We start from the raw sequence: 10,674 nt of genomic DNA on the forward strand, positions 1-10,674 counted from the left end.
TCACCACCTACATGTTATTCCATGAGACTTTTATACAATTTCTTATAGGCAAGAGCTGATTTCTCCCAGCTATAATCTTCAGTCATCGCTTGCTTTACAAGCTGTTCCCACACTAGTTTATCGTGATAAAACTCAAGTGCACGGCGGACTGTATACAACATGTCATGTGCATTAAAGTTTGTGAAACTAAAGCCATTTCCTGCTCCTGTTTCTTCATCATAAGATTGTACAGTATCGTTTAATCCCCCTGTTTCTCTTACAATCGGAATCGTACCGTACGCTAATGCAATCAGTTGTCCAAGTCCACACGGTTCAAACAGTGATGGCATCAAAAACAAATCACTTCCCGCATATACTTGGTGAGCTAATTCTTCATTAAATCCGATATAAACTTTTACCTTCCCAGGATACTCATATGCCATCCACTCAAAGAATTGTTCATATTCAGAATCGCCGGATCCTAAAATAATACATTGTACATCTTCCTCCATTATTTCACGGAATACAGTACGTACTAAATCAAGACCTTTTTGCTTCGTTAACCTTGTTACCATTGAAATAATTGGTGTATCCTCTTTTTCTGGCAAACCAAAATAACGCTGCAAGGCGCGTTTATTTTCATTCTTTTCATCTAATGTATCTGCACTATACTGAGCTGTAATATATGAATCCGTTTCTGGATTATATACGCTCGTATCAATGCCATTTACAATGCCGCTAAGCTTATCATTATATTTTCGCAACAATCCATCTAACTTCTCACCAAAAAACTCATATTGAATTTCTTCTTTATATGTTGGGCTAACTGCTGTAATTTGATCAGAAGCGATAATGCCGCCTTTCATAAAGTTTATATTTCCGTAAAACTCAAGCTGCTCACTATGAAAATATTCATCACCAAGCTCTAACAAGTCATACATCACTTCAGGAGGAAATACGCCTTGGAACTGCAAGTTATGAATTGTATATACCGTTTTAATACGCTCATATAACGGGTTATCTTGATACTTTTCACGAAGCAAGAAATTAACCATAGCCGTATGCCAATCATGGCTATGAAGAACATCCACTTCGAAATCAAGATGCGGAATACACTCTAAAACTGCTTTCGAGAAATAAGAAAAACGCTCCCCGTCATCATAATGACCGTACAGAGAGTCCCTCTTAAAATAATATTCATTATCTATTAAGTAATACGTAATTCCGTCTTGTTCGCCTTTTAAAATCCCACAATATTGATTTCTCCAACCAAGAGGAATGTTAATTACTTTATGAAGCGTGCATCCATCTCTTAATTTTTTCGGAATAAGACTATAATTCGGAAGTATAATGCGAACATCCACACCTAATTTTTTTAGCTCTTTTGGGAGCGCACCCGCTACGTCAGCTAATCCTCCAGATTTCACAAACGGTACACATTCTGATACTGCAAATAAAATATTCACTTGTTGTTCCACTGCGCGAAAAGCTTACACTACTTCTCTTGCAGCTTCCTCCCTTCGAGTTTTCATTTAAATTAAAACTTTAATCAGTGGGGGACTCCCCCCACTGATTCTTCAAGAATAACTATTAATCGTACTATTTTGAACGCTTCCTTTTTCTACAACATGCGGCTCATCTGCATTTCCTTTTAACACGACACCGTCACCAATTTTCACGTCTTTATCAATAATAACACCGTCTATTATACAATTATCTCCAATTTGACTCTTTTGCATAATAATGCTATTACGAACAATTGAACCTTTTCCAATTTTAACAGAACGGGAGACAACACTATTTTCTACTTCGCCTTCAATAATACTGCCGTTTGCAATCATTGTGTTTTTCACAACTGCACCCTTCAAGTAACGCGTTGGTGGTTCATCTTTTACTTTCGTAAAGATCGGTGCTTCTTTCTTAAATAATTGCTTCCAAATAGCAGGTTGCAAAATTTCTAAGCTATGTTTATAGTAACTTTCAATTGAGTCAATAATAGCTACATATCCTGTATGCTCATACGTAGCAATATGCAGTGATTCTCCGCGCTTTTCTCTCACTACATCAAATAAACTATATTGCTCCACATCTTTATATGACTCAAATAAATCTAATAATAATTGTTTCTTTAACACGTATGTTTGAAGCGAAACACCATTATGACAAACTTCAGTAATATCAGCTGACGTATGTATATGTCGCTCTAACACCGCTTGGAAGTTTAATGCTGTTACGAGATGGCTATTCGTAATAACAACGTATTCTTCTCTGCTTCTTAGAAAATAATCAATATGTCTTCTAAAATGTGCAAAAGACCCAAACTCATCTTGGTCACATTGGCAGTTTGGTGGGAATAAAAATAGTCCGTCTCTTTTTCTATCTAAATCCCATTGCTTTCCTGAACCGACATGGTCCATTAACGAACGGTTTTTATGACTTGTAAAAACCGCCACACTATGAATATTAGAATTCACCATATTTGAAAGCATGAAATCAATGAGTCGATAACGGCCCCCAAACGGTAACGCCGCTAGTGAACGATGCCCTGTTACTTTCTTTAAGGAAGGAAAACTTCCCGTTGCATTAATAATTCCTAACATTTTTTCTCCCATTCATTTCATCCCCCTTTTCTATTTCCCTTCAGCAATTAGTACTACATCGTCAACATTTTTTTCTGGACGAATTATTGTTCCATCTTCAATAACCATTTCCGATCCAACAATCGCTCTTTCAATCACAACGTTTTTCCCAATCTTTGCCCCAGGCATAACGACGGAATCGATTACCATACTACCTTCTTCTACCGTTACTCCTTGGAATAAAACAGAATGCTTCACGTCCCCTTCAATGACGCACCCTTCGTTAATAAGTGATTCTTCTACTTTTGCTTGTTCTGAAATATATTGAGGCGGCTCATTTGGATTGACAGAATAAATACGCCAATTACGATCGTTTAAGTTCAGTGATGTTTCATCGCGAAGTAAATCCATATTCGCTTCCCATAAACTCTTCACCGTTCCGACATCTTTCCAATATCCTTCAAACGGATACGCCATCAGCTTCTTCCCTTCATCTAATAAAAGCGGAAGTACATCTTTTCCGAAGTCATTACTAGATTCAGGATTTCTTGCATCCATCTCTAAATACTCTTTCAAAATGGCCCAGTTAAAAATGTAAATTCCCATTGATGCAAGATTGCTTCTTGGGAATTGTGGCTTCTCCTCAAATTCAACAATTTCCATCTCTTCATTTGTATTCATAATGCCGAAACGACTCGCTTCATCCCATGGCACTTCAATAACAGAAATTGAAACGTCCGATTCTTTTTCAATATGATAATCTAGCATTTTACTGTAATCCATTTTATAAATATGGTCGCCGGATAAAATAAGGACATATTCCGGCTCATACTGACTTAAATAATTTAAATTTTGATAAATGGCACTTGCCGTACCTGTATACCACTTCACACCGGAAGACTCCGCATAAGGAGGTAACACTGTGACTCCACCGTTTACTCGGTCTAAATCCCAAGCATTTCCGATTCCGATATAATTATGAAGTTCGAGTGGTTGATATTGCGTCAAAATCCCAACTGTTTCAATACCAGAATTCGCACAATTACTTAGCGTAAAATCAATAATGCGATATTTACCACCAAATGGAACAGCTGGCTTGGCTAAATTTTTTGTTAATGCACTTAAACGACTACCTTTTCCCCCTGCTAGTAACATTGCTACGCACTTTTGCTTTTGAGCCATCTTGTTTTTTGCTCCCCTTTCTCGTCTTCACTGGTCGTAATATGGATACGCCAAATGGTGGAATTGTAATTTCTACATATGCTGCTTGATTATGATACGGTTCTAGAATCGTCTTGAGACGTTTCTTATTCACTTGCCCCGAACCGCCATATTGCTCAGCATCACTGTTTAAAATCTCGTTATAATACTCAAAATCTGGTACACCTACTTTGTAGTTTTCATATGTAGCTTTCGTAAAATTACATACGACAACTAACGCATCTTCTTGCTTATCCCCTTGGCGGATAAACGAGAAAATACTTTGCTCATTATTATTAGCATCAATCCACTGAAATCCTTCAGGCGAATGATCAAGCTGCCACAGTGGTTTTGAGCGCTTATACAATGCTATGAGCTCTTTAAAATAATCATGCATATAACGATGCATTTCAAAATCATGTAAATTCCAATCTAAATCTTCAAGATCTTTCCACTCATCAAACTGACCGAATTCTCCCCCCATAAAGAGTAGCTTCTTGCCTGGATGGGTAAAGAAATATCCATATAATAAACGAAGCTGAGCAAACTTATCCCAGTAATCTCCCGGCATTTTATTTAATAACGACTTCTTCCCATGAACGACTTCATCATGAGAAAGCGGTAATATGAAGTTTTCAGAGTAAGCATATATTAAAGAAAATGTCATTTTCTCATGAATATGTTTCCTATACTCAGGTGCACACTCCATATATTTCAGCACATCATTCATCCAGCCCATATTCCATTTGTAATTGAACCCAAGCCCGCCTTCATACGTTGGAGCTGTTACAAGTGGCCACGCTGTTGAATCCTCTGCTGTCATAAGAAAATCTTCATCTTCTGCAAACACCGCTTCATTTAACTCTCGTAAGAAAGAAACAGCGTGTTCATTACTTTGCTCTTTTCCTTCTTTATTCCAGTACAGCATATTCGCAACTGCATCTACCCTGAAACCATCAATATGGAAATACCTCATCCAAAATAACGCATTTGAAATTAAGAAATTACGTACTTCCCTTTTTCCTAAATCAAAATTAACAGTTCCCCATACCTGGTTTTCTTGTACATCTATATCTTTATATTCATAAGTCGGTGTCCCATCAAACAAATATAAACCGTGAGCATCTTTACAAAAATGCCCCGGCACCCAATCTAAAATGACACCGATTCCATATTTATGACATTCATCGACAAAATACATCAAATCATGTGGCGTGCCGAATCTACTCGTTGCGGCATAATATCCCGTTCCTTGATATCCCCAAGAACGATCATATGGATGCTCAACAAGTGGCATAATTTCAATATGTGTAAATTGATGTTCCACCACATACGGAATGAGTTCTTCTGCCATTTCCCTGTAAGAATACAGCGTTCCATCTTCTTTCTTTTTCCAAGAACCAAAATGCAATTCATAAACCGTCATCGCTTCTTTATAAACCGATTTTTTCTTTTTCTTACGAATCCAGTTTTTATCATTCCATTCATATCCCTCTATATCAAAAACTACAGATGCCGTATTTGGTCTTACTTCTGCATATACTGCGTAAGGATCTGCTTTTAAAATAACGCCACCGTCCATCGTTTCAATCGCATACTTGTATATCTCATTCTCTACAATATGCGGTACAAACAAGGACCAAATCCCATCTTCTGTCACTTGTAGCATCTTATGTTGCTCATAATCCCATTCATTAAAATTCCCAACAACACTCATTGCTTTCGCATGAGGAGCCCATACTGTAAATCGTACACCTCGCATCTCATCTTCCGTCACAACATGTGCCCCAAAGATGTTATAACTCTCATAGTACTTTTCTGTATGAAACTCATCTCGTTTCACTTCTTCACAATTTATTACACTCAATATGCTCACCTCACTAAGATGACAGAATTTTTTATACTTTAAACCATTTCGGCGAAAAACTGAAATATCCTTGTTAATTTATAAAAAATATACGTTTTTTTCTTGAAAATGTTTATTTTTCTTCACATTTCTATATAAAATATCGAATTTTGACGAATATTCATTGCAAACGCTTTATTTTCTTCCTTTTATTTTTTTCTCAACCTTTATTGTATTAGGTTCATCCTATTTTTTACGCTATTTTCACTTAAAATCGCAGCAAAATAATTGGTCATAAAAGAATGTTTCTCAACATTTTTTGTCACAATTTTTTTGAAATGGAAAATTCGTAAGCATATGCATGTTCTCAATAAAGAACTTAAAACCTTCACAAATACAATTCATACTAAAATGCTATGTTTATTCTATCTATACTTCAGGCGACGTAAATGGCGATAAAGGAATTAATAGTAAAAATGCTGAAATTATCGCTAATAACTATAGTAAAAAAGGAGTATCTGTAAAAGACGGCATCGTCGACGAAAAAATAACATATAAAAGCACTCTATTCGAAAATAGAGTGCTTTTTTCTATAAACAACCCTTATCCAGCAAAAGGGGTATATTGGGGATATACAAGGGAAACCGGAAAAGGAATTTATATTAAATTATATAAAGTAAAACTATAATCAGCGGGGATTTTATTCATTCTCACTGATTATTAGCCCACACCAGTTGGGCGTTAACGCAGGGTAAATTCAGAGGTAGGAAGCAGTTTCCCGCCTCTGAATGATTTAGCAATTATTATAGTACTGGTGCCATTGTTTCTTTTAACACTTTTACAGAATGAGCGAATTTCGCTTTTTCTTCTTCATTTAGCTCAAGTTCTACGATTTCACGTACACCTTCGCGGTTAATAACAGCTGGAACACCTACGTAAGCATCTTTCTCACCGTATTGGCCTTCAAGGTATGCAGATACAGTTAATACGCTGTTCTCGTTGCTTAAGATCGCTTTAGTTACACGAAGTAGTGACATACCGATTCCGTAGTAAGTTGCACCTTTACGTTCGATGATATGGTAAGCTGCATCGCGTACATTTTCAAAGATTTTATCTAAATCTTCTTGGTTATACTGTTCGTTGTTCGCTAAGATTGTTTCTAGTTTTTGTACACCTACAGTAGCGTGGCTCCATACTGGAAGTTCAGTGTCACCGTGCTCACCAACGATGTAAGCATGAACGTTACGTGGATCTACATCTAAGTAGTCACCTAACATGTAACGGAAACGAGCTGAGTCTAAAGTTGTACCAGAACCAATTACGCGCTCTTTTGGTAATCCAGATTCTTTCCAAGTTACGTAAGTTAAAATATCAACTGGGTTAGTTGCGATTAAGAAGATTCCATCGAATCCGCTATCCATAATACCGCGAACGATTTGTTTAAAGATCTTTGTATTTTTCTCAACTAAGTCTAAACGAGTTTCACCTGGCTTTTGTGGTAATCCAGCAGTGATAACAACTAAATCTGCATCTTTACAATCTGCATAGCTACCGCTCCAAACTTTTGTTGCTGCTGGAGAGAATGGTACCGCATGACTTAAGTCCATTGCTTCCCCTTCTGCTTTTGCTTCATTAACATCTACAAGTACGAATTCTTCTGCTACACCTTGGTTGATCATTGAGTAAGCGTAACTACAACCTACAGCTCCTGTTCCTACTAATACTACGCGATTGATACCTTTTTTCATGGTAATTTCCCCTCTCAATTGTTTTACATATATTTTTTATTATTGTTTAAGTAATTAATTAAAATACTAATTTAATGTTGTTTAACTTCTTTACATTCATATTGTAGCACGGATCATTGTGAATCACTTCACAAATTATGACCTATTTGTGAACATTTTCACATAAAGTGTAAAGTTATTAGAATAGGTGTGGAATCCATACCAATTTTGGCATTTTGTTATGTTTGTGAAGTCCCTATTCTAAAAAACATATATTCAGATGAAAAATCCATTTATAATAATAATACTAATATAAGGGGGGGTAACAATGTCTGAAATGGAGTTCACAGGATTAACACTCACACTTGCTATCATCGTCTTTCTACTTTCACTATTAAGATGGAACTTAAATCTTTATGTTTCAGGACTAGCAGCCATGTTCGCATTAGGTACGATTTATGATTTTAAATGGGGTGGTGTCGCCATTGTTCTTTTATCATGCTTAATTATGGAAATTATGAAAGAACAGCTTCACAAATTAATTGCACTCGTCTGTATTGCACTTATAATTTGTAGCATAGTTATTTATCACTTCCAACAAAAAGAGGATACTGATACAAAAACTATCACAACACAGCAATCGGATTATGTACTTACTTCGACGTTAGAAGAAAACATACACAATCACTTTACTACATATGTAAAAGCACTGGTAACAGCCATTAATTCTGGAGACTTTTCACAAGTTTCACCCTATATTGATACAGAAAGTGCTTTTTATCAAAAACAAAAGAAACTTGTTAGTAACTTATATAGTAGAGATATAAGCGAGACATTCTATGAAGCAAAAGTCCAATCAATCAAAGAACTTCAAACAAATTTATATGAGATCAAAACATATGAAAAAATTGGTGTAACTAAAAACAATGAAGAAAAAGTGAAAGAGTTCCACTATACATATAGAGTCATTAAAAAAGATAATGAACTATATATGCAGCATTGGGCAGAATAAAGCGAAACTTTATTCTGTAAGAGCTTTGTTGATCCTGCTATTTGCGGGATCAACAAAGGTGGTGCTTTTTAAGCACCACCTTTGTTTCTATCTATATTATTTATTTTCCGCAGTAGCCCCTAATACAGCAGCTTTTACGTACTTCTTTTTGTAAATAAGCAACAATCCTTTTAGAGGTTTCTATAAGGAGTCACCATACATTGCCATCAACTTAAGACATTGGCATTTCCCCATATCAAAAAAAATGAGCTGAATGATTATAAATAACTCTGGAAAGATAAAATTTTCATTTTGGGGATACTTCAAAATATTAGCCTAATGGAAATAGGTATCACCACGTGTCCATGGATTAAAGAAAGAGCCTATAAACTGTACCCTACTCTTTGGGTCGGAAGAGGTGTTATAGATGAATGTAAAGTCATATAAGGCTCAAGTGTTTTCTTGGTCTAAGGAGACCAAGGTAGAAATAGTAGAACTCCTTTCCGCCGGCATAGGTATGGCCGGACCTGTTCTGTTCGCCACAGTTCTAGGCTATCAGGCTCTTGGTTTTGCTGCATCGTTAGGCAGTTTGGCAGTCAGTAGCGTGAAAGTCGGTTCGAGTTTTATAAATCACGGGAAAAAGTTGGCATCAGCGCTGATATCAGTAGTGCTCGCTGCGCTTGCTGCTTTTCTCTCTTTCGGACACGGCTATCTGACATTTGGAGTCTTGATCCTGCTGGTAAGCCTTGCTGCGTTAATTGGCGGATATGGTCGTGCCTTGGCGGTGGCAACAACACGCTTTATCATATTCCTAATTATCATCCTCAACATGGTCGACCAGACAGAGTACCGGGTGGAACTAATTTTGTCAATCTTAGCAGGCGCGATTTGGACCGTCAGTATCAGCTTGGCGCTTGGCATCTGGGTACACCGTTGTTTTAAATCATCGCTGAATGGAGCTGTGAAAGGGCCAACATCGAAAAAAATCATTCTATGGAGGAATTCTCTTGCACACCTATCCGGTTGGCAATTCCCAATCAGGCTCGCATTATGTCTAAGTATAGCTGAGGGATTGCGAATACTTTGGCCCGAGCATCACTTCTATTGGATTGCAATTACCGTAGCGATCCTTACTGAGCGGAAAATAGAACTCTTTCCAATCAAAACAACACAACGAGTGCTTGGTACAGTAATCGGCGTGATTTTTGCGAGCTTGCTTCTCGCAACCAGTCTACCAATTTGGGGGTTAGTTATAAGTATCGGGCTATTCGCAGGTGTTCGACCTCTTCTAAAGGTTCGAAATTATCTTGTATACTCTGCAACCATGATCCCGCTCATTATTTTGATCATGGAAGCCGGCAAGCCGTTCGAGTTTATCATTCTGTTCGACCGTGTATTTGCAACCCTTATCGGTGCAGCCATCGTGATTGCAGTGAATTTGATATTCAGTAGAGCGATGGTGAAACCAGTGTAAAATATATCGCGGCTCAAATGAAACAATAGGGTATATATCAAAAATGAATTTCCTGAATACTTTCGAAATGGGACAAAGTTTCTTGGGAGGTTTAATACATTATGTTTTTCAAAGTCCGCTTTTACACAATAAAAAAGAGATAGCAGATTATGCTATCTCTTTTAGTATGACCCGTACGGGATTCGAACCCGTGTTACCGCCGTGAAAGGGCGGTGTCTTAACCACTTGACCAACGGGCCAGTTCTGGCAGAGAAGAAGGGATTCGAACCCTCGCACCGCGTTAGCGATCTACTCCCTTAGCAGGGGAGCCCCTTGAGCCACTTGGGTACTTCTCTATAATATGGCTCCGCAGGTAGGACTCGAACCTACGACCGATCGGTTAACAGCCGATAGCTCTACCACTGAGCTACTGCGGAACAATTATGGTGGGCCTAAATGGACTCGAACCATCGACCTCACGCTTATCAGGCGTGCGCTCTAACCAGCTGAGCTATAGGCCCATAATTGAAAAGCGGGTGAAGAGAATCGAACTCTCGACCAGAGCTTGGAAGGCTCTTGTTTTACCACTAAACTACACCCGCATATTAAATTGTAAATGGTGAGCCATGAAGGATTCGAACCTTCGACCCTCTGATTAAAAGTCAGATGCTCTACCAACTGAGCTAATGGCTCATTTTGAAAGTGGTGCCGGCTAGAGGACTTGAACCCCCAACCTACTGATTACAAGTCAGTTGCTCTACCAATTGAGCTAAGCCGGCTTGCGATTTCAAAATGGTGGCTCGGGACGGAATCGAACCGCCGACACGAGGATTTTCAGTCCTCTGCTCTACCGACTGAGCTACCGAGCCTTTATGTAAAAAAATGGCGGTCCCGACCGG

General features: G+C 37.9%; 7 protein-coding genes and 8 tRNA genes. 2 read left to right on the plus strand and 13 right to left on the minus strand.

Features of this window, described 5'->3' with window-relative positions; translation table 11 throughout:
* Positions 1-14: 14 nt before the first annotated feature.
* The 5 genes from glgA to COI75_RS19415 form a co-directional block, all read right to left on the minus strand.
* Positions 15-1,445, minus strand: a complete 1,431-nt coding sequence (glgA, locus tag COI75_RS19395) for a glycogen synthase GlgA (RefSeq protein ID WP_002095200.1) — start codon at positions 1,443-1,445, stop codon at positions 15-17.
* A gap of 111 nt (positions 1,446-1,556) precedes the next feature.
* Positions 1,557-2,591, minus strand: coding sequence for a glucose-1-phosphate adenylyltransferase subunit GlgD (gene glgD, locus COI75_RS19400; RefSeq protein ID WP_000504160.1), 1,035 nt, complete (start codon positions 2,589-2,591; stop codon positions 1,557-1,559).
* Between the two features lie 18 nt (positions 2,592-2,609).
* A complete protein-coding gene (gene glgC, locus COI75_RS19405; protein WP_000057603.1) occupies positions 2,610-3,740 on the minus strand; it encodes a glucose-1-phosphate adenylyltransferase in 1,131 nt (376 codons plus the stop codon).
* Positions 3,688-5,625, minus strand: a complete 1,938-nt coding sequence (glgB, locus tag COI75_RS19410; protein WP_000111411.1) for a 1,4-alpha-glucan branching protein GlgB — start codon at positions 5,623-5,625, stop codon at positions 3,688-3,690. Before glgB ends, glgC begins: the two co-directional genes overlap by 53 nt.
* Positions 5,626-6,407: 782 nt before the next feature.
* A complete protein-coding gene (locus tag COI75_RS19415) occupies positions 6,408-7,352 on the minus strand; it encodes an L-lactate dehydrogenase (protein ID WP_000715332.1) in 945 nt (314 codons plus the stop codon).
* Between the two features lie 307 nt (positions 7,353-7,659).
* Here COI75_RS19415 and COI75_RS19420 point away from each other — a divergent pair, with 307 nt between their 5' ends.
* Positions 7,660-8,343 (plus strand): TcaA NTF2-like domain-containing protein, encoded by a 684-nt coding sequence (locus COI75_RS19420; protein WP_002095198.1) that lies wholly within the window; start codon positions 7,660-7,662, stop codon positions 8,341-8,343.
* A gap of 406 nt (positions 8,344-8,749) precedes the next feature.
* Positions 8,750-9,796 carry an FUSC family protein gene (locus COI75_RS19425; RefSeq protein WP_001101433.1) on the plus strand — a complete coding sequence of 349 codons (1,047 nt, stop codon included), beginning with the start codon at positions 8,750-8,752 and terminating at the stop codon, positions 9,794-9,796.
* A gap of 167 nt (positions 9,797-9,963) precedes the next feature.
* Here COI75_RS19425 and COI75_RS19430 read toward each other — a convergent pair.
* The 8 genes from COI75_RS19430 to COI75_RS19465 all read right to left on the minus strand — a co-directional run bounded on the left by COI75_RS19430 (position 9,964) and on the right by COI75_RS19465 (position 10,644).
* Positions 9,964-10,035: transfer RNA gene (locus COI75_RS19430), tRNA-Glu, on the minus strand.
* A gap of 5 nt (positions 10,036-10,040) precedes the next feature.
* A tRNA-Ser gene (locus tag COI75_RS19435) sits at positions 10,041-10,131 on the minus strand.
* 6 nt (positions 10,132-10,137) lie between these two features.
* A tRNA-Asn gene (locus COI75_RS19440) sits at positions 10,138-10,212 on the minus strand.
* Between the two features lie 7 nt (positions 10,213-10,219).
* A tRNA-Ile gene (locus tag COI75_RS19445) sits at positions 10,220-10,296 on the minus strand.
* Positions 10,297-10,306: 10 nt separating this feature from the next.
* A tRNA-Gly gene (locus tag COI75_RS19450) sits at positions 10,307-10,377 on the minus strand.
* A gap of 15 nt (positions 10,378-10,392) precedes the next feature.
* Positions 10,393-10,468, minus strand: a tRNA-Lys gene (locus COI75_RS19455).
* A 10-nt stretch (positions 10,469-10,478) separates the two neighbouring features.
* A tRNA-Thr gene (locus COI75_RS19460) sits at positions 10,479-10,554 on the minus strand.
* 14 nt (positions 10,555-10,568) lie between these two features.
* A tRNA-Phe gene (locus tag COI75_RS19465) sits at positions 10,569-10,644 on the minus strand.
* Positions 10,645-10,674 lie beyond the last annotated feature (30 nt).

The organism is Bacillus cereus, assembly GCF_002564555.1.
Lineage (GTDB): Bacteria > Bacillota > Bacilli > Bacillales > Bacillaceae_G > Bacillus_A > Bacillus_A cereus_K.

What these genes read in the sequence shown, in the direction of transcription:
- COI75_RS19420 (WP_002095198.1), top strand. Translation starts at nt 7,660, where the DNA reads ATGTCTGAAATGGAGTTCACAGGATTAACACTCACACTTGCTATCATC.
- COI75_RS19415 (WP_000715332.1), bottom strand. Translation starts at nt 7,352, where the DNA reads ATGAAAAAAGGTATCAATCGCGTAGTATTAGTAGGAACAGGAGCTGTA.
- glgD (WP_000504160.1), bottom strand. Translation starts at nt 2,591, where the DNA reads ATGGGAGAAAAAATGTTAGGAATTATTAATGCAACGGGAAGTTTTCCT.
- COI75_RS19425 (WP_001101433.1), top strand. Translation starts at nt 8,750, where the DNA reads ATGAATGTAAAGTCATATAAGGCTCAAGTGTTTTCTTGGTCTAAGGAG.
- glgC (WP_000057603.1), bottom strand. Translation starts at nt 3,740, where the DNA reads ATGGCTCAAAAGCAAAAGTGCGTAGCAATGTTACTAGCAGGGGGAAAA.